Origin of the sequence: Nostoc sp. (assembly GCF_036917535.1) — a bacterium.
Taxonomy (GTDB): Bacteria; Cyanobacteriota; Cyanobacteriia; order Cyanobacteriales; family Nostocaceae; genus Nostoc.
In genome coordinates, this window is the sequence record NZ_JBALDA010000008.1 from 1 (window position 1) to 19,586 (window position 19,586).

Consider the following 19,586-nt stretch of genomic DNA (forward strand, 5'->3'; position numbering starts at 1 on the left):
TGCGATATCTGGATGTTCTTCTCCCAGCAGCTTGCGCCTGAGTGCCAAAGCTTGGATGTAAATGGGTTCGGCTTGGCTGTATCTGCCTTGGGAGTCGTAGAGTCCCGCTAGGTTATTGAGGCTAGCTGCGATATCTGGATGTTCTTCTCCCAGCAGCTTGCGCCTGAGTGCCAAAGCTTGGATGTAAATGGGTTCGGCTTGGCTGTATCTGCCTTGGGAGTTGTAGAGTCCCGCTAGGTTGTTGAGGCTAAGTGCGACAGATGGATGTTCTTCTCCCAAGCGCTTTTTAGTGACTTCTAAACACTGCTCATACCAAGGTAAAGCTTGGTTATATAAACCTTGACCATTGTAAAATTGAGCGTTGCCAACGAATACCCAAGGTAAATCTTCATCGCCTATATATTGAATGAGATTGTTGGCTACTTCTGCTAAATGAGTTATGGCGGGGGTAACATCGTTGATTTGCTGAAGGGTAGGCGAGTCAGGAATATCTTTAGCAACTGCTACCATTACCTTGCAAAAATTTCGCTTAAATTCCTCTGCCTGTTCTAAACCTGTAAGCTCATATTGGAAAAACTCCCGCAACAGTGGATGCAATTGGTAGATTCCCTCACCTTTGCGCTGGAGTAAATGCAGATTCAGCAAGCTATCGTCTCTAATTTCTTCTAAATCTTCGGCATCTTCTTCTGGTAAACACTGTTCCACCAACTTCCAGGGTATAGGTGCGACGGCAAATAAACTCAATAAACAACCCAATTGCTTTTCGTCGTCTTCTAATTCTTGCCAACTCAACTCAAAGGCTGCTAACACTCCTCGCTGTGCTGTCATATCCGCTTCCGACTTAGATTTAGAGAGAGAACGCTCATCTAATCGCTTGTTCTCCAACCGCCGCAACATTTCTGTTAGAGATAAATCCTGTTTCCGCGCTAGATAGCGCCCCACTAATTCCACACCCAAAGGTAAATATCCCAGCCATTCACACAACTGATTTGCTAAAGCTAATTCTCGCTCAATTCGCTCTGGTGTTTCTTTGAGTAAAGACCTTAATAACTCCAGCGCTGCTTCTGGTTGCAGCACATCCAAAGATAACTGTGCGATGCGTCCCAACTTCTGGCGCGTAGTCATCAACACTTTAAACCGAGAAGATAGCGACTGGAAGTAAGGCTTGACTTGCTCGTAGTCGCTGACATCATCCAAAACTAACAGCACATCACCTTCACGCCAATGCCGCCAGCAATATTGCACTTGGGCGAGTAAATCAAAATCTTCTGGTGGATTTAAATCAAGCTGCGTTCTGGCAAATTGCACAATTTGAATGCCCACATCCCCAGTTTTTGATAGCAACCAGCAAAGCCCACCGTTGTATGTTTCGCGGTACTTGATGGCATATTGTAAGGCGAGTTCTGTTTTACCAACTCCACCCATACCGGCAATAGCTGCGATCGCAACTTGTTTATTATCCTGCAAAAGTTGGTGGAGGTTTTGAAGTTCTTCTTCACGTCCGACAAATTCCACCACCCCACTCAGGGGCAAATTTTGCAGTATTTCAGTAGAGGGATTTAATTTTACCCGTTCCCGTTCGGGCGGCTGTAGTCAATCAGGGGGATGATTATTGTAATTGATAGTAATTGGACTATTGTCTACACCTTGAAACGTAGGAGCTTTACTATCATTGCTTTGAAAACCTTGACCACCGTAAACATTCTGGACATTTTTACCTTGAACCTTGCCAATATTAATTTCTTGGTTAATTTCTTTAGCAAGGCTTTGAACTTCTTCACAAAATTGGGTGTCGGTGTCCATCTCCACTTGCAAGTAGGCAGCCACTAAGTTTAAATCTTCTTTAGAACCTTGTTCAGCTTTTGTTAAGGCTTCCTGTGCTTTCGGCTTACTTTTGAACTTATCCCAAATTTTTTGACGCAGCAGTTTTAGCTTGTCCAGCGTACTTTCTGTTATCTTCTCTACAGTTTTTTCTATAGCTTTGGTGATGACCAAAGTTGCGATCGCAGCAGCTGTCAATGATACTGGCTCCATAAGTTTCCCAAAATATAAGAGATTTTACTTATGGCTCTCAGTTTAACAGCCTCTTACCAGTTGTACATAATTCATTCTGACTCCTGACTTCTGAATTCTGTTTTGATAAAACAAATTAAGGGACAACTCCAACAAGTGAAATCGTCCCTTTAAACTTATAAAAGTGAAATATTCTCTATCTGCTTACCCGTGCAGGTTCAACCCACTCATCCCAAGAGCTATCGTAGCCATCATAAGTAATTTTATAAAGATCGTTACTAACTTCTAAAACCTGCCCTGGATACCATTTCCCCTTCCACAAAATTCTCACTGCATCTCCAGCTTGAAATGATGCGCGAAAGCGTGCAGTGCCAACCCATTCATTCCAGGAACTATCATAACCATCGTAGGTAATATAGCACTTATCATCATTAACCTTAAGTACCGTTGCTGGATACCATGCTTCCTTCCAAAGAACCTCAGCCTTTTGTCCTACAGAACAGGGTGAGGCAGCAAAAGCGCTAGGTATTAATGTTCCTACCCAAGTTGCCATAAAGATGGCACCAAACAATACTTTGTTTTTCATGATTATTTCTATCCTCAAACAGTAAAACCAAATTTTGATGATGATTTCTGGAAATCTACTTCAAAATTTGCAACTAACTGTTACTATTTTTGTGGGATTTGTTTAGCGATCGCCTCAGCAAAAATTATGAAATTTTACCGCTATTTGTGAATATATCTCATTTAAAATTAGCAGTAACTATCAATTTTACTTACTTGAAATTTTTAGATCCCTGACTTCTTCAAGAAATCGGAGATCTATTAGTGTTCCTACTGAAACTGGACTTAATAGTTGATTCATTTTCGGAAGTTTTCGGCTCTAAATCTAATTTCATAAAGTCCGAGCAAGCCTGCTGCTACTAGCAAAGGTAAGAAATAATAGACTCCCCGATAAGCTAACATTGAACCCAAAACTACCGCCGCTGAAACTTTTGAGGAAAGAATCAGCAAAATTATAGTTTCAAATACTCCCAAACCTCCAGGAACATTACTAATCACACCTGCAAACATCGCTAGTAAATAAATGCCTAAAAAGTCCAGATATGACAAAGATATATTGCTAGGAAGTAAAGCATAAAGAACTGCTGCCGCCAAAATCCAGTCAAAACTAGAAATTGCTATTTGAGCCAGGGATATTTTAAAAGAAGGAAATCGAAATTCATGTTTACGAATTATTAATGGTTGTTTAATAAAAATACTTCCTAGTAAATAAGCCGTAACTAATAGTAGAAAAATTACGCCGATGGGACGCACAGTAGCAAAAGGTAAATGTAATTGAGTAGGAATCTTCAAGGGGTTGATGAGAAATAAGAAACCTGCAACAGCAAACATCCCCAACCAAAAAGTAAAATTGGCGAAAGCAATTACTTGAGCGATCACAACTGCTGACACTCCCCAACTAGCATAAAATCGATAACGGATAGCACTGCCAGTTAGCAAGGCAAAACCGATGGTATTACTAAATGCAGAGCTAATAAAGTTAGTGAAAGCTATCTTATTCCAACTTAAGGAACGATTAATGTAGTTAAAACCTAAGATATCGTACCCAATCATCACTAGATAACCGAAAGCTGTCAGCCAAATTGCCCAACTTAAGCGACTTTTGGGAATAGCAGCTAGAGAGTTGAGTATATCACGATAATTATACTCATGCAATTCGTGAGCGATCGCCCACAAAGAAAGCACCAGCAGTAACAAGCCAAACAAAGAACTAAAATTGAGTTGCAGCTTTTTAAGCATTATGAAGAAACTTATCCTAACTCTTGACTTTTAATTTACAACCAGTCGCAAAGTTTCCATTCTGTTGACACAGTATCGACATATCATTTGCATAAGCTTTTGAAGGCAAGCATCAATTACTCAATAATGCTCTATTTAATCAATGCCCTTCAAAAATGAACTATAAACAATCTAAAATTTTCTGGCTATTTTCAGTATTAACCTTAGTTGGCTGTAATTTATCCCAAGGTGTCGTCGCCAAACCACCGCAACAGCAAGATTTACAAACAACGCCTTCCGTTCTTCCAACCCAGTCTAGTAACTTAGCGACTCCTCTAACCTATAAATTTGAAACATACGATAGTAAAGTAATGGGTGCAAGTCGCACTTATGGCGTTTCTTTACCTCCTGGCTATGAGCAAAACTTAAAACAAAGGTATCCTGTAATCTTTCTCCTTCACGGTGGACATGGCGATCCCAGTAGTTGGTTTATTCAGAGTAAGGGACAAGCTCTCAAGACTGTAGAACAACTTTATACTACAGGTAAGTTGCCACCCAGCATCATCATTACACCAGATGGCAACGACAAGCGTGGCTCTAGTCCCTACCGAGATCCCGAATATATCGATGGCCCTAACGGTAAAGTCTCTACAGCCTTAGGCGATGAGTTAGTAAAAGTTGTACAAAGCCGTTATCGCACAATAAATAATCCAGATTTTTGGGCGATAGGTGGTTTATCTTCTGGTGGTTGGGGAGCAATTAATGTAGGATTACACAACTTAGACCGATTCTCAATTTTATTTAGTCATAGTGGCTATTTTCAAGATAAAAGCGGCCCAGCGAATAGCCCAATATCTTACATTAAAACCATTCCTCCACAAGCTCAAAAAAAGCTGAAAATATATTTAGATTCGGGTACATCAGATACTGATGAACTCGCCGAAGCAGAGCGATTTAGTAAAGTACTAAATCAGTTGAAAATTTATAATTCATTTCGTCAGTTTCCTGGCAGTCACACTTGGAAATACTGGCGGCAACATTTAGCAAATTCATTGACATTTGTCGGCGAACAATTTCGAGCTTCCGAAACAGCAAATATGGCTAAGAGAAACTTAAGTATTAATCAGAATAAAAATGCTAAAAATAATTGAAAATCTCTAATGCTTTGTCAAGCTATAGCAATTCTGATAAAATTGTGAAAATTTTTGTTATGGTCGTCCTTGGTAACTTCCAAAAATTAAATTATTCAATGACAATGAGCGAAGACGAGCGTTAGATTCTTTCTCCCCTGCTTCCCCAACTCACCAAAGCGGTGGGTATTTTTTTAGTTGCAAGTCCCTTAGTCATTTGTTCTACCCTGCGGTCATCTGTCGGCGTGTCATTAGTCGATTTGTGATTATAAACGACAAATGACTAATGACTTATGACGACCAACCCCAAAAATATTTCACAAATGTTTTAGGACTGCTATAGTAATGACAAGTTTGTAGTAAAAACTTAAGTGCTTAGAAAATTAAGGACTAAAGTCTTTACTATGAACTTACTTGCCTATCAATTTCAACTTGACAGACCACGAGTTGAAATAATACTATCTTGCCCACCAGTTGATATTTAGAAGTCAAGGTGAAAAATTATACTGCCATTTTTCCAAAGATTAATTATAGTAAATTCTAATGGAGGTGATTTTTTTTAAAAGTTAAAATAATATAAAGAATATGAAAATTAATAAATTATTAATTAGCTTGGCAGGAGCGATCGCACTCCTTACTGGCGCTGGTTATTATTATGTATTCATCTTAGGTGCGCCACAACTAGACCCACCTAAAGAAGAGGTAACTGCTGGGCTAAAATTTCAATTAGCAACTTTTAACTCCCAAGCAATGGGTGCAGTCCGTAACTATGGAGTAATTTTGCCCCCTAGTTATAGCAAAAATCCGCAAAAGCGCTACCCTGTGATATTCTTACTACACGGAGGTCATGATGATGCTCGTGCTTATGCTGATAAATACGCACTTTTAGACGTATTGCATCAACTTTATCAAAGTGGAAAATTACCGCCATCGATTGTGATTACACCTGATGGTAATGATAATCGCGGTTCTAGTCCTTTATACGACCCCGATTACTTTGATGGGCCGAATGGCAAAGTGGGGACTTTGATTGGTTCAGAATTAGTACAAGTTGTCAAGTCGCGCTACCGTACTTTAAAAGAACCCCAATTTTGGGCGTTAGGAGGTCTATCTTCTGGAGGATGGGGTGCATTTAATATCGGATTGCGCTATCTCAACAACTTTCAGATTTTGTTTAGTCATAGCGGTTACTTTACTGATGACAGCGGCTCACAAAATAGTCCTCAAGAAATTGTACAACAGCTACCAGTTCAAGATAGGAAGCGATTGCGTGTTTATTTAGATGCGGGTGTGAACGATACTAATTTGCTAGCTTCTACCAAAGCTTTCAACGAAACCTTAAATAAATTAGGTATTGCTCACGTATTTTATGCATTTCCTGGAGGTCATGGTTTGTCTGGTGCAGATATAGGCTGGAACTATTTTCACAAACATCTTAAAGATTCACTATCCTATGTTGGAGAACAATTTAAAAAGTTAAAGTAGGACGCGACGCCAGTCGCTACAACGGGGGGAACCCCCGCAACGCGCTGGCTCATTAATCGTGTTTGTGCAGGAGTTAAGAGTTTTAACTCCAAAACGAATGACAAATGACTAATAACAAATGACAAATGACTAATAATTTAAAAACTCAGATTGGACTTTGGAGTGCAGCTTTCCTAACAGGTTTAGTCGGAGTAGTAAATTTATTATCAGCCGTGACACCTAACCTGTATGGACGAAATCAGTGGTTAAAGGAACTTTTACCATTTGATGTTCGTGCTAGTGGTCATATATTTGCAGCATTAACTGGGTTTATTTTACTAACACTTGCTACTAATTTATTACGCCGAAAAAGAATAGCTTGGTTACTAACCATTGCTCTACTAGTAATTTCTATTTGCAGCCACTTGCTAAAGGGACTGGACTATGAAGAAAGTTTACTCTCTGGAGTTTTGCTAGTCCAATTAATTTTGATGCGCCATTTTTTCACGGCACAATCAGACCGTCCTTCCATTGCACGGGGAGTTAGAGTACTGATAGGCGCTTTATTATTTACCCTGGCATACGGAACTATTGGATTTTATTTGTTAGATGGCAAATTTTCAGAGAATTTTAATTGGCGGGAAGCGATAGTTCAGACATTGGCGATGTTCTTCACTGAGGATAATTGGGGACTGCAACCAAAGACTCGATTTGGAGATTTTTTTGCTAATTCTATCTATATTATTGCCGCAAGTACTATTACTTATGCAATGGTAATGCTGTTGCAACCTGTGTTTTGGCGGAATTTAGCAACTACAAATGAGCGACAAAGAGCTAAAGAAATTGTCGAGCAATATGGATGTTCTTCTTTAGCAGCGCTGACACTCTTAAATGATAAAAGTTATTATTTCAGTCCTTCAGGTAATAGTGTAATTGCTTATGTTCCCAAAGGACGGGGCGCGATCGCCTTGGGAGATCCCATTGGCCCCATTGAAGACCGCAAAGAGACAATTATTGCTTTCCAGCAGTTTTGCCAGCGTAATGACTGGTATCCTGGCTTTTACCAAACTATGCCTGATGATGTTGAGCTTTACAAATCGTTAGGGTATAAGGTACTCAAGATTGGAGAGGAAGCGATCGTTGACCTGAAAAGTTTTACATTACAAGGTAAAGCTGGTAAAAACTTTAGACCATCAATCAGTCGTTTAACTAAGCTAGGATACCAAATCGACTTTCACCAACCACCCATCACCAATGATTTATTGCATCGGCTCAAATCTGTGAGTGATGAATGGTTGAAAATGGCCCAAGGTTCAGAAAAACAATTTTCTTTGGGTTGGTTTGACGAAGCTTACCTGCAAGAGTGCGAGATTGCTGTGGTATATAATCCCGAAGGTCAGATTAGCGCTTTTGCCAACATTATCCGGGAGTACCAACTTAACGAAGCGACTATTGACATGATGCGACACCGCTCATCTCTTGAAAATGGCACAATGGACTTTCTATTTATTTCCCTACTCCAGCATTTCAAAGAGGGTGGTTACGACAGCTTTAATTTTGGCCTTTCTGCCCTTGCTGGAGTTGGAGACAACCCGGAATCGCGCCGCTTGGAAAAAGTATTGCACTATCTTTACGATCATTTAAATCGCTTCTACAATTTCCAAGGATTGCACGCCTATAAAGAGAAGTTCCGTCCCCGTTGGGAACCGCGTTATTTCGTTTACCCCAGTTTAGCCACCTTACCAGATGTAGTTGTAGCATTAATTCGCGCAGATTCAGGCGATCGCCTCTTCGATTATTTCAAACCCGGAGCCTAAATGTGCGAAAAAATAACGTGCTGGTTCCTTGCTGTTCTCCTGAATTGGATATTTTAGCCGATTAGGAACAGATATATCAAGCGATGCCTACACAACTGGACATTTATATGATACAATTGTACTATAAAAATGAATATCCGGTAAGTATGCAACGCAAAATATAGCTTTGCCTAAGTTCGTAGTCAAACTTTGTGCTCCTACTTTGCGGGAAGGCAAAGCGCCTATGCGTTTAAACTTAAACCTTTGATTATCACAAATTTACGAAACTGTTTATAAAGTTTCGCAATCAAATTATTGTCTATTTACTTTCACCTTTACACGGTTATAACAGATTATTTTGTCAAAGTAATAGATTTTAGTAACAGTGGTTTGAAACGATTTTTAACCTTTAAATGGAAGGTAGCAATATGACAAAGAATCAGATTTCTCTAGTAGAACTAATCCAAATTTTTGCACAATACCGCAATCATCTTATAGTCAATCTTAAGCACTTACAAGAACATTATCAAAGAACAGGTATTAAACGTATTAGAGGTGTTAGAAACGAAAATGGAGAACTGCTCCAACCTTGGTTGATAACAGAATATATGGATGATGCTGATTATGTTGGTATGGGCGAATTTCAGTTTAACCGCAATACTGCTACTATCAATATGCTTGTCAAACGTAGAGTTAAACTTGCTAAATTTGAAGACCAAACTCCTACCATTGAAGTAGCAGGGTTATTAGTAAATGACCTCAACACCTTTAATAATTACACAATTGTAAGTGACGGCAAAATCAACGTAAATTCATTACAAGTCAAAATTAGCAGTAAAAAAGTTTTTGACTTACTCAAAGAAAAAGGCATACTGAATGCAGAAAAATTTGACTTTCAAGCAGAACATACGATTCAGTTAAATAACTTGCCACTTGTAGCGGCTAATAGTAGTTACAGCAGTATTAATGGACTATTCAATGAACTAGCAGAAATTAAAGTACTGACTAGTATTATTTGCGCTCACTTGAAAAAAGAGTCAGATGTATTTATTGAGACACAATTAGATGAGTTTAAAAAGTACTATCTGTCTAAAAATATTTACATCAACTTTCCTACAACTAACGAATACACTGATATCAACGAAGCTTTAGCTAATGGCACTCTTGAATCAAAATTAAGCTATAAAATCGATGTCGGCAGTCAAGATATTCTGAACCTGAGTAAGTTACCTTCTGCTAACAAGTTTCTCAATAAAATGTATCGTCTTTATGACAAAAAAACTGGAGAAATTATCATTAAGCCGAGTTTTGAGATGGTATTTAATCAAAATCTTGGTGTTAGGCATAGGTTATTGTCCTCACGCACCAAGATTACAAAAGTTGACGAGTTGATGAAACCAATTTTTGAGAATTTTCTTGGGCTTGAGCAAAATGGTATTGTTGGAGATATTCTTAAGAAAGTTGGTGCTGATAGTTTAGCACAGTTATTGCAGGATAAACATGATGGGAAGCAGATCGGCAAAGAAGAAATGGTTGCAGCTTTAACGGTGACAAATAACAAGTTAGAAGAATATGCAGAAAATATCTACCAAGATAAAATATCTCCTTTAGTATTTTACATTGGTTCTACTGGACTATTACCAAATGAAATCGAAGCAAAAGCCATGACTGCTGACGAGGCTGCCGCGAAATACCCAAATTTGCAATTTTCTAAAGATGAGCAAAAAGGTACTTTTTTTGCAGTTTGTGATAGTATTATTAGCATCTATGCAAAAACTGAATATTACAGTAAAGTTCTTTCTACCAGTATAAATAATTAGATTATATAGCTTTTACATAGGTAATTGCCCATCATGAGAAGTTTCCTAAACTACAGTTAGAGCTTGGACTAATTGCAGAAGTAATTGAATTTGTGGGTGATGATCTCAAAACAATAACACCGCTTATAATCTGTAAAGACAGAAACAAAACAAGACTGTAGTAAATTACTTTTAATTTTTTATTAATGATTTGCAAATAGCGCTCTATAAAGGAAGGATAACCTACAATTCCCACAGAACTAAAGCTTCCAATAATCAATAATCTCATCAATAAATCAATGGAAGAGGTAAACGGCGATCGCTCTTGATTCCAACAAGATATAAAATTATCTTTTTCAGTTCCCAAGTTTCCTAGCACAGATTGAAAAACTACTGGTTGCACTGGTATATTTTAGAAATCAAAATTTACTACTTTTATTAATCTCAGTTGATTTGACAGCTCAAAAAAACATCTCATAACACTTTAAGAATTTTTAAACCTGGTAATAAATACGTATTTATTTTAATTTTTAGTATATAAAAATTTTTTATATTGAAAAACTAAAGAAAAGTTTTTCAATATAAAAACACACTTAAAATAAATAAAATTACAAATCACAGATAGATCAGCTTTATTTGTATCTAACTGCATCTATAGTTTTATGTTTCTCTGACTCAAAATAGAGTCGCTATTGTCTTATTATTTTGATATATCACTTTGCAAAGTTAATTTTATTACCTGATATAGCTATAGATTTACTAACAATCTTTAAGAAAATTACGCAGAAATCAGTTTCAATGAGACAATCTGACCTAATCTTCTCAACCTAAAGGAAGACATGAACGATCGCACAAAGGCTCTCCAGGCTCTCGCCGCTGAACGTTGGCGAATATCCCTGATTCTCAGTGGAGCCATGATGTTTATTTACTTCGGCTTTATCTTATTAATCGCGTTCAATAAGCGGCTGCTGGGGTCATTAGTAGTTCCTGGTCTCAGCCTGGGAATTTTGTTAGGGGCGTTGGTAATTGTCTCAGCATGGGTACTAATTTTTATCTACGTGCGTTGGGCAAATAGCAGTTACGATGACCAAATCGCAAGGCTAACACGCAAGTGAAAATTGGGTATGGGGATGAGGGAGATTAAGGAGTAGGGACTGAGGACTGGGGACAAAGGAGACAAGGGGACAAGGGGAAATATTAAACAAGCCTCTCTCCGAAGTTATGAGCGCCGGAAGTCGGCGCTCATACTTCTCTCCTTGTCTCCCCCGTCTTCCTTGTCTACCTTGTCTCTTCTCCATGCCCAATGCCCAATAACTATTAGCAATTTCTAGTCCCAAATTCAAAATACTAAACCAAAAAAAAGCATGAATAGTGTATGGTTCGATCTGCCACTAGCGGCGGATATTACCAGTCTTGGTCAGTTTAATGCATTGGCGATCGCTTTCTTTTTTCTGTTTGTTGCCAGTTCTTTAGGCATTACCTATTGGGCAGCGAAGCTCACCAAAAATACGGCTCAATTCTATACAGCTGGCGGTAATATCAGCGGTTTCCAAAATGGGTTGGCCCTAGCAGGAGACTTCATGAGTGCGGCTAGCTTTTTAGGTATCGCTGGGCTGGTGGCACTCAACGGCTTTGACGGCTTAATTTATTCTATCGGCTTCTTAGTAGGCTGGCCGATTGTCATGTTCCTAATTGCCGAACCACTGCGAAACTTAGGTAAATATACTTTTGCTGATGTCGTGGCTTATCGCTTGCAGCAAAAACCTGTACGTATCGTATCTGCAATTGGAACGCTGGTAGTAATTAGCTTTTACTTAATTGCCCAGATGGTAGGTGCTGGGGAGCTAATCAAACTGCTGTTTGGCTTTGATTATGAATTAGCTGTGGTCATCGTCGGTTGCGTGATGATGGCTTATGTGATTTTTGGCGGGATGATTGCCACCACTTGGGTACAAATTATCAAAGCAGTTTTGTTGCTTGGCGGAACTGTCTTACTAGCTATCTTGGTACTGGCACAATTTGGCTTTAACCCGATCGCTCTTTTCGCTGCTGCATCCCAAAAGTATACAGGTGTATTAGCTCCAGGCAAACTGGTTTCTAACCCCTTTGATGCTATCTCTTTAGGGATGTCGTTGATGTTCGGCACTGCTGGATTACCCCACATCCTAATGCGTTTCTACACAGTACCCGACGCTAAAGCAGCGCGGCTCTCTGTTACTTACGCCACAGCTATTATTGGCGTTTTTTATCTCCTTACCTTTATCCTGGGCTTTGGAGCGATGGTGCTGGTAGGTAAAGATGCCATTGAGAAAATTGGTACTGGTGGTAATATGGCTGCGCCAATGTTGGCAGAATTTCTCGGTGGTGATGCTTTATTAGGTTTTATCGCTGCTGTTTCTTTTGCAACGATTTTGGCAGTTGTCGCTGGGTTGACACTCTCAGGTGCAGCTGCATTGTCCCACGATTTGTGGGTGAACGTGGTGCGATCGGGTCATGCTGACGAGTCAGAACAATTGAAGGTGGCTCGTGGTGCAACAATGCTTTTGGGCTTAGTGGCAATATTTTTGGGTATCTTGTTTAAAGGGCAAAACGTAGCTTATATGGTAGGTTTAGCATTTGCGATCGCTGCGAGTGCAAACTTCCCAGCGTTACTCTTATCCATGCTTTGGCGACGTTTCACTACTAATGGTGCAGTTGCGAGTATGTTAGTAGGTACTGTCTCCTCTTTAGTGCTGATTTATTTGTCACCTACTATTCAAGTAACGATTCTCAAGCACGCTTCTGCACCCTTTCCTCTAAAAAATCCTGGATTAATCAGTATCCCACTGGCGTTTATTGTAGCGATTGTCGTTTCACTATTAAGTACTGAACAGCTGGCACAGGAAAAATTTGCGGAAGTTGAGGATCGCATTCACATTGGTTCTGGAATGTGATTTTGTCAAAGCATAAACAAGTCTAAGCGGCGAAAGCCGCCGCTCAGAATTACTGTCAGTAGTTCAATTGATGGTTTTTTGTCGCAAGTGAACGATTAACATTGCCGTAAAGATTTAAGTCTTTTCTTCAAATGAATTCATACACTGAAACAGAATTTTTTGTTGGTGATATTCCGTACCAAATGTACGTTCAATATTACCAACCCAGACCAAACCAAAATTCAGTTCCTATTGTGCTTTTACATGGTGCTTTTCATACAGGTACTTGCTTTGTTAAAACACCCGATAATCGCCAAGGTTGGGCAGTATATCTGGCAAAACTTGGCTATTCAACCTATATTGTTGACTTGCCAGGGCATGGTCGATCGGGCTTTGTGCCAGACTTCCCCCTGATGTCATATCAGAGGATAATCAATGCTACTGTCGCGCTACTCGAACAGATTGGCCCGGCTGTTATTCTTACCCACAGTATGTCTGGTGTTGTTGGTTGGCAGACAGCAAAAACTCATCCCAAACTTGTTAAAGCTATTGTAGGCATTGCACCAAGTCCACCAGCCGATCTATTACCAGCGACCACAAAAAAAAACTCTCACGAGGCTTTTCCCGAAGACCGTCCACGTATTCAGTCGCGTGAAGATACTAAGAAATACTTCACTAACTCAAATACTTTTCCGCAAGAGAATTTTGAGAATTACTTTTGCAGTTTGGTTGCTGAGAGTGCGCGGATTAGCAACGAACTTAGAAATGTTGAAGGACAAGGGCTTTATATTTGCCACCCCCAGGTACTATTTGATATTCCCATATGTGTGATTACAGGCGACCAAGACCCGCGCCATCCTCGTGAGGTAGATGCAGAAACTGCAAAATACTTTCGGGGTGATTTTATTTGGCTTCCTGAAGTTGGACTCCCCGGTCATGGTCATATGCAAATGCTTGAACACGGTAACTTAGCTATTGCTGACTTGTTTATTAGTTGGCTGCATAGCAAAGGTCTATAGCGGTCCCGACCTGATGAGGTACGTTTTTAAATCTGCTTAGTCTCTTAAGGGAATTTCATCTCTATACATCCCATAAGGGAGAAATTAATGTGATAGGTGAGGGTATTACAGCAACATGGACTATTCGTGTTTTAAAACGTGCAGGCTTCCAAGTTAATCAAAAGAAAAATAGCTTACCAATCTCAGTAGAAGTGATATCCAACTATAAACAAGTTTTGTGGAAAATCACAAACAGCCAGATTGTATATACTTATCATTCATTGTATGAAATGATTGAATTTTTGAATTATTTATAGAAGCATTGTATCCAAAGGAAATAGCAACAGTAGTAAATGCAAAAATTAGTTTATGTTCTGGTGGCAATTTTTGCAGTCGATTAGTATAAGCTATATTACCATTACTAATTTTAAGCAGCGGCTTTTCCTCTTTTGACCAAAGTTAGTCATTTTACTTCGGTTAAAAATTTAACCATGTAAGATAATGTTAACAATTAGAAAGTTTGCTGGTTTAACGGAATTACAATTACAAATTCTGTCCCCTGGCCAGGAGTAGAAATACATTGTAATTTTCCCCGATGTTTTTGAGTGATAATCTGGTAACTAATAGATAAACCTAATCCAGTACCTTTACCAATTGGTTTAGTAGTAAAGAATGGTTCAAATAAACGTTTTTGTACATCTTCTGGAATACCCAAACCATTGTCGCTAATGCAAATAACTACTTGCTTTTGGTTAGTGAGTTGAGTGTGAATGCGAATTTGTCCTACCCTACGGGAAGCCGCTGGCGCGTCTATGCCAGTTGCAAACGACGAATGACTAATGATTAATGACTCTTCTAAAGCATCGATCGCATTTGCGAGAAGATTCATAAATACTTGATTCAGTTGTCCAGCATAACATTCTACTAATGGCAAGTCGCTGTATTCTTTAATCACCTCAATTGCTAGATTGTTAGATTTAGGTTTGAGGCGATGTTCCAAAATCATCAATGTATTATCTATACCCTCATGGATATTCACAGCTTTCATCTCTGCGTCATCTAACCGAGAAAAGTTTCGCAGAGATAAGACAATTTCTGTGATTCGTTCCGCACCAACTGTCATAGAAGTTAGCAAGTTGGGCAAGTCTGCAATCAGAAAATCTAAGTCGATCACTTCTGTTTCTTGTTGAATTTCCTTTGCTGGATTAGGATAGTTTTTCTGGTATAATTGCAGCAATCTTAATAAATCTTGGATATATTGATTGGCATAGGTGATATTGCCAGAAATAAAGTTGACTGGGTTGTTGATTTCGTGCGCTACACCTGCTACTAACTGCCCTAAACTCGACATTTTTTCACTATGCACTAGTTGAGATATTAGCTGCTTTGCCTCTTGGCGCAATTGTGCTTCTGAGTACCGCAATATCTGCTCTGCTTGTTTGCGCTGGGTAATGTCGTGGAGAATCACAACATATTCCTGAAAATCCAGATGGGGTCTATCTGAGATGGAAACTTCCAGAGTCCTGTTTTTCCCATTACCAATTAAAATTTGTTCGCTACGCTTTGTCCACTGCTCTGGATAGTAGACTAATGCAGGTAGCCATTTGTTGAGGTGATTTCCTCGCAACTCAGATGGGTTGACACCAAAAAATGATTCAGTAGCTGGGTTAGCTTGCCGAATAATGCCTCGATCGTCTACAACTAAAATACCATCTTGGGCGACAGTAAATAGGTGTTCGGCAGCAACTCTTGCTTCTGCGATCGCTACCACTTGCGGTAAACTTGTCCAACAAGCGATCGCTACTCCCACAAATGCGACGCTCATTAGTAGCACCACAAATATATTCTCACCGCCCGCAGTTGCCACTTTATTAAGTTTGACACCAAATAACCAGCCAACTGCCACAGCGCTGCACAGTAAAAAAATCAGGATGCTCACCTGAAGAATTACTGAGTCTTTGATAATTACTACAGGGCGAGTGCGATATCGCCGCATCCACCAATCAGGATGGAAAGCAGGGAAGTTCACACGGCGAATTACCGCATCTATTCCTATAACACCAATGGGAAATAATAGCCCAATCAATAAGTTGAGCCAACCCCAGGCAAATCCGCCCACCAACAGCACTACAACTTCTAACACCAGAATAGCCAGAGATATGCGAGGAAACAAAATTTCCGGGCGATCGCGCCGCAGCCAAAGCCCCAAATGCAGTAACATAAAGGAGACAAACCAACCGATGTTACCAACAGCGACGATTCGCGCCACATCTCCCCAAATCAGATAAATTAGGCACAACACCAGTGTTAATGTCAATGCTGGGACAAACACACCCCGACGCGAGACAACGGAAAATACTGGTGAAATGTGGTTATCTAACGCCAGTTGATACAAAATTCGCGGACAATTAGAAACCACCGTCGCCGAACCTAGCAGACAAGCAGCTACTAGTAAAAAAGAAACACTTACACCAGCGAATCTTCCCCAAAAGGGCCGGGAAGCTGCCACCAGATTCAGAAAAGCATTGTCTTTAAGGTTGGGATTTGTTGCTAACCGCATCACTACCCAAGACCCTCCCAAAAAGATGGGTGGCATCATCCAGGCGGCAACGTCTAGAAAACGTAGCGTCTGGGTGGGATAGCGACTATCGGCGACAAAAGAAGAAGCCGTTTCACAGCTGTAGGTTGCATAAGTGACGAAAAAGAACCACTTTGCCCAATCCACGAAGCTCAAAGATGACCAACTGCTAGGAAAAAACCCAGGACTAACGGGAGAAAATGTTAACCAGCTAAGACCTTGAACGCAGAAGGTCATTAGCAGTGCAAAGGCTGGAATTATAAAAAACAAATGTAAAATACTCAGAGCGCGAGTCCCACTAAACGCCACAATAAAGGGCAACAGTGTAAAGCTAATATCCAGAAATATGTCTGGACAGGTAATACCCAACGTCTCTAAATTTACTTTAATTAAATCTCTGAGTACGATTGTATTCACTGAAAGGTAGGAAACCCAATTGAGGAGATATCCAATTGCTGCATAGCGAGCTAGTCCTGGGTAGTGTTGCAGTAGCTTGGTAGCATAGTTAGGTGTTCCTCCAGCTACATTTATGAAATGCAAACCTAAGCGTTTTACCTGATAGTTGAGCAGCATTCCCAAAATCACCGCAGGTATCCAGACAAAAATAGCTTGAGAACCGAGAGCAGCATGAATTGCTGGAACTAATGCTGTCCAAGAAATATGAGCTGTCAAACCAAAGCCCCAACTTTCAACAGCACTCAGGCTTCTAGTCAAGCGAGGGTAAGAAGATTGGCCCAATGTGGAATGAGCAAAATCGGCCATGATTAGCAGTGTTCGATGGGATACTGTAATTAAGCTTATTACCTAGAGTTCCCATCTCCTAAATGTTCTGAACAAAAATTTTCTGCTCAGAATCATACTTAGATGTTGAGCATATCACCAGAGAAAATTACCTTCACAACACAAGCATTAGACTTCTTGCAAAAGTATCTAACGACTGAAGTCGCGGCTACAAAAACGAAGTCCGCCTGCGCGGACTAAAAACCTAAGCGCTTGAATGATCACCGTTACCAAATTGAGTGCGAAAATAGTATGAAATGGTAGATGTCCGCAGGTTAATCGATCGAGTTTAGAACTTGAATGATGAAGATTAAAGCCGATAAACTACAGCGCCTCTATTACTTGCTCTAAATTGCGGCGATACACCTGTTGGGCGTATTCTTGCGACTCTTTGTCTGACAAGTGGGGTGAGCGTTTTAATGTTGCCTGTTGGACGTATACCATCAATGGGCGACGAAGACACTCATATTTCTCGAAGGCTTTGGCTATAGTTTGCAGATCGTCCCAGTTGTTCTCCTCGGCAATTTTAGTGATGAGTGTTGTAACTACTAGCGCATCTTCAAATCCTTGATTAGCTCCTTGACCGATGAAGGGAGGCATTCCATGTGCGGCATCGCCAACTAATACGATTCGCCCTACACTCCAAGGTGGTGGAATTTTGGCAGGATCATCTTCAGTATTGAGGTCTGTTGGATTAGAAACTCGTAGAGAATCCGAAATGGTAGCGCGATGAAGGTAGTATGGACGCTGCTGTATCTTGGTAGGAGGAGATATACGTACTAATTGCTTAAGTGCATCAGGAAAGCCTGCCTTCTCCAACTCCTGGAAAGCTAAGTCAATTAAAGAACTTTCAGACTTTCCTTGCAACGAGTCTAAAGGCAAAGCAAGATGTATTATGTACCCTAGTTCACCAGTTGGTCTATGAAATAAAATTATCCTGGTGTTATTTATATAAACAGAATTTCCAGATATTTCATCATTAGTGACAGTTACAATTGTTGAGTCTTGAAAGAAATCTTCTAGTTTCGTCCACAGTTCCTTTGCTATCTCAGCTATTTCCCTACAAAATATAGCTGCAAAGCCAGAGTATTCAGGTTGGGCAAAATCATGGTATTGAGTATCTGTGTAAAGTAGCCTACGAACTGTAGAATTAATCCCGTCTGCTGCAACAATTAGTTTAGCTCTAATCGATTTTGTTGCTGATTGTTGGAGGGTAACATCTGAGTTTTGGGACTGGGTGTCATTATGTTTTTGGTCATCTGTCCAAAACGCATAGGGGTTGGCTTCTATTCCTGTGTCACCTACACAATCTATCCGGACACAACCTTTTTCCGGCTCATTCACAACATTAATACAACGGTGATTAGCTTTAACTCGGTCTTGGGGAAGTAGGTGTCTGAGGGTTGTCTGCAAATTGTACCAAGAAACTGACACTCGACCCTCGCCATAATCTTTAAACCAGTCATCGAAACTAAGCGAGGTTGACCGAATTATCTGCCCCTGTAAATTTTTAGAAACCCATTGGGGTGAAGTCTTTAGAGGTTGTTGCTCTTGAGTAGTTTCGACAGTTTTCTGGACATTAGACTGCTTGGGATTCAAGAAATCAAATCCAATTTTTTTGACTTCTTCGTAAGCGTTAGGATCTAAATGTTTAAGAGCTTGTAATCCATTGGGGAGAAGATCCAATGTTTGTCCAACTTCACGAAAGGCGCGAGTTTGATCAACAACAAGGACATTTTCAATACCACGTTTACGTAAGCCAATAGCAGTTGCTAACCCAATTGGGCCAGCGCCAACCACTAAAACATCGTAGATTTGCTCAGGAGCAGAAGAGGAGACAACAGATGCAGCTAAGGTATCAGCTTTGGTTGATGTGTTTGTATCTGTATGATAACTTGATTTAGTTTTTGGCATATTTATACACAGGAATTTTAGATAGAAGCTGGGTAATTCGGCAGTTCGTGTAAAAAGGTGCAAGCTTCGAGTTCAGAGATAAAGCGATCGCACACCTACATTGTTATCCCATTCAAGATTACAGCAAATAATTTGGCGATCACCATTGGCCAATTCTCAAAAAAGACAAAGCGATGTCTTTGATGGTCACTGAGCTTGCCCTACCATTTCGTGGAAGCAAGCTACGCGGAGCGTCTCGTAGAGAAGTGCGAGATACGTCTACGCCTTTTGAACTCGACAATTAATGTTCAAAGGTGCAAGTTCGAGGATAAAAGGTGCAAGTTCGAGGATAAAAGGTGCAAGTTCGAGGATAAAAGGTGCAAGTTCGAGGATAAAAGGTGCAAGTTCGAGGATAAAAGGTGCAAGTTCAAGGATAAAAGG

At 40.1% G+C, this 19,586-nt stretch carries 14 protein-coding genes; 7 read left to right on the plus strand and 7 right to left on the minus strand.

The window, feature by feature from the left end:
- The 4 genes from V7K56_RS02120 to V7K56_RS02135 form a co-directional block, all read right to left on the minus strand.
- The coding region (locus V7K56_RS02120) for a tetratricopeptide repeat protein (protein ID WP_334907138.1) at positions 1–1,533 on the minus strand (1,533 nt) is incomplete at its 3' end.
- A gap of 60 nt (positions 1,534–1,593) precedes the next feature.
- A complete protein-coding gene (locus V7K56_RS02125) occupies positions 1,594–2,034 on the minus strand; it encodes a hypothetical protein (RefSeq protein ID WP_334907140.1) in 441 nt (146 codons plus the stop codon).
- A 175-nt stretch (positions 2,035–2,209) separates the two neighbouring features.
- On the minus strand, positions 2,210–2,599 hold the full coding sequence (locus V7K56_RS02130; protein ID WP_334907142.1) for an agenet domain-containing protein: 390 nt from the start codon (positions 2,597–2,599) through the stop codon (positions 2,210–2,212).
- A gap of 275 nt (positions 2,600–2,874) precedes the next feature.
- A complete protein-coding gene (locus V7K56_RS02135) occupies positions 2,875–3,816 on the minus strand; it encodes a lysylphosphatidylglycerol synthase domain-containing protein (protein ID WP_334907144.1) in 942 nt (313 codons plus the stop codon).
- Between the two features lie 155 nt (positions 3,817–3,971).
- Between V7K56_RS02135 and V7K56_RS02140 the strand changes: the two genes are divergently transcribed.
- The 4 genes from V7K56_RS02140 to V7K56_RS02155 all read left to right on the plus strand — a co-directional run bounded on the left by V7K56_RS02140 (position 3,972) and on the right by V7K56_RS02155 (position 10,005).
- On the plus strand, positions 3,972–4,946 hold the full coding sequence (locus V7K56_RS02140) for an alpha/beta hydrolase (protein ID WP_334907146.1): 975 nt from the start codon (positions 3,972–3,974) through the stop codon (positions 4,944–4,946).
- A gap of 564 nt (positions 4,947–5,510) precedes the next feature.
- Complete coding sequence (locus tag V7K56_RS02145; protein ID WP_334907148.1) at positions 5,511–6,410, plus strand: alpha/beta hydrolase; 900 nt, start codon at positions 5,511–5,513, stop codon at positions 6,408–6,410.
- Between the two features lie 125 nt (positions 6,411–6,535).
- Positions 6,536–8,206: a phosphatidylglycerol lysyltransferase domain-containing protein gene (locus V7K56_RS02150; RefSeq protein WP_334907150.1), complete on the plus strand. Its 1,671-nt coding sequence runs from the start codon at positions 6,536–6,538 to the stop codon at positions 8,204–8,206.
- A gap of 407 nt (positions 8,207–8,613) precedes the next feature.
- Entirely contained in the window at positions 8,614–10,005 is a 1,392-nt protein-coding gene (locus V7K56_RS02155) for a hypothetical protein (RefSeq protein ID WP_334907152.1), read from the plus strand.
- Between the two features lie 31 nt (positions 10,006–10,036).
- Here the strand turns inward: V7K56_RS02155 and V7K56_RS02160 are convergent, their stop codons facing one another.
- Positions 10,037–10,351, minus strand: coding sequence for a hypothetical protein (locus tag V7K56_RS02160; protein ID WP_334907154.1), 315 nt, complete (start codon positions 10,349–10,351; stop codon positions 10,037–10,039).
- 472 nt (positions 10,352–10,823) lie between these two features.
- Between V7K56_RS02160 and V7K56_RS02165 the strand changes: the two genes are divergently transcribed.
- The 3 genes from V7K56_RS02165 (at position 10,824) to V7K56_RS02175 (ending at position 13,915) form a co-directional block, all read left to right on the plus strand.
- A complete protein-coding gene (locus V7K56_RS02165; protein ID WP_334907156.1) occupies positions 10,824–11,099 on the plus strand; it encodes a DUF485 domain-containing protein in 276 nt (91 codons plus the stop codon).
- A 249-nt stretch (positions 11,100–11,348) separates the two neighbouring features.
- Positions 11,349–12,917 (plus strand): sodium:solute symporter family transporter, encoded by a 1,569-nt coding sequence (locus V7K56_RS02170; protein WP_334907158.1) that lies wholly within the window; start codon positions 11,349–11,351, stop codon positions 12,915–12,917.
- 131 nt (positions 12,918–13,048) lie between these two features.
- Positions 13,049–13,915 (plus strand): alpha/beta fold hydrolase, encoded by an 867-nt coding sequence (locus tag V7K56_RS02175; RefSeq protein WP_334907160.1) that lies wholly within the window; start codon positions 13,049–13,051, stop codon positions 13,913–13,915.
- Positions 13,916–14,405: 490 nt separating this feature from the next.
- On the opposite strand, the gene V7K56_RS02180 is transcribed toward V7K56_RS02175, so the two are convergent.
- Both V7K56_RS02180 and V7K56_RS02185 read right to left on the minus strand, forming a co-directional pair.
- Positions 14,406–17,234, minus strand: coding sequence for an ATP-binding protein (locus V7K56_RS02180; RefSeq protein WP_334907162.1), 2,829 nt, complete (start codon positions 17,232–17,234; stop codon positions 14,406–14,408).
- A 342-nt stretch (positions 17,235–17,576) separates the two neighbouring features.
- Positions 17,577–19,166 carry an FAD-dependent oxidoreductase gene (locus tag V7K56_RS02185; RefSeq protein ID WP_334907164.1) on the minus strand — a complete coding sequence of 530 codons (1,590 nt, stop codon included), beginning with the start codon at positions 19,164–19,166 and terminating at the stop codon, positions 17,577–17,579.
- Positions 19,167–19,586 lie beyond the last annotated feature (420 nt).

Coding starts and splice junctions, on each gene's coding strand:
- V7K56_RS02170 (WP_334907158.1), top strand. CDS start 11,349: ATGAATAGTGTATGGTTCGATCTGCCACTAGCGGCGGATATTACCAGT.
- V7K56_RS02125 (WP_334907140.1), bottom strand. CDS start 2,034: ATGGAGCCAGTATCATTGACAGCTGCTGCGATCGCAACTTTGGTCATC.
- V7K56_RS02180 (WP_334907162.1), bottom strand. CDS start 17,234: ATGGCCGATTTTGCTCATTCCACATTGGGCCAATCTTCTTACCCTCGC.
- V7K56_RS02145 (WP_334907148.1), top strand. CDS start 5,511: ATGAAAATTAATAAATTATTAATTAGCTTGGCAGGAGCGATCGCACTC.
- V7K56_RS02135 (WP_334907144.1), bottom strand. CDS start 3,816: ATGCTTAAAAAGCTGCAACTCAATTTTAGTTCTTTGTTTGGCTTGTTA.
- V7K56_RS02130 (WP_334907142.1), bottom strand. CDS start 2,599: ATGAAAAACAAAGTATTGTTTGGTGCCATCTTTATGGCAACTTGGGTA.
- V7K56_RS02150 (WP_334907150.1), top strand. CDS start 6,536: ATGACTAATAATTTAAAAACTCAGATTGGACTTTGGAGTGCAGCTTTC.
- V7K56_RS02165 (WP_334907156.1), top strand. CDS start 10,824: ATGAACGATCGCACAAAGGCTCTCCAGGCTCTCGCCGCTGAACGTTGG.
- V7K56_RS02185 (WP_334907164.1), bottom strand. CDS start 19,166: ATGCCAAAAACTAAATCAAGTTATCATACAGATACAAACACATCAACC.
- V7K56_RS02140 (WP_334907146.1), top strand. CDS start 3,972: ATGAACTATAAACAATCTAAAATTTTCTGGCTATTTTCAGTATTAACC.
- V7K56_RS02155 (WP_334907152.1), top strand. CDS start 8,614: ATGACAAAGAATCAGATTTCTCTAGTAGAACTAATCCAAATTTTTGCA.
- V7K56_RS02175 (WP_334907160.1), top strand. CDS start 13,049: ATGAATTCATACACTGAAACAGAATTTTTTGTTGGTGATATTCCGTAC.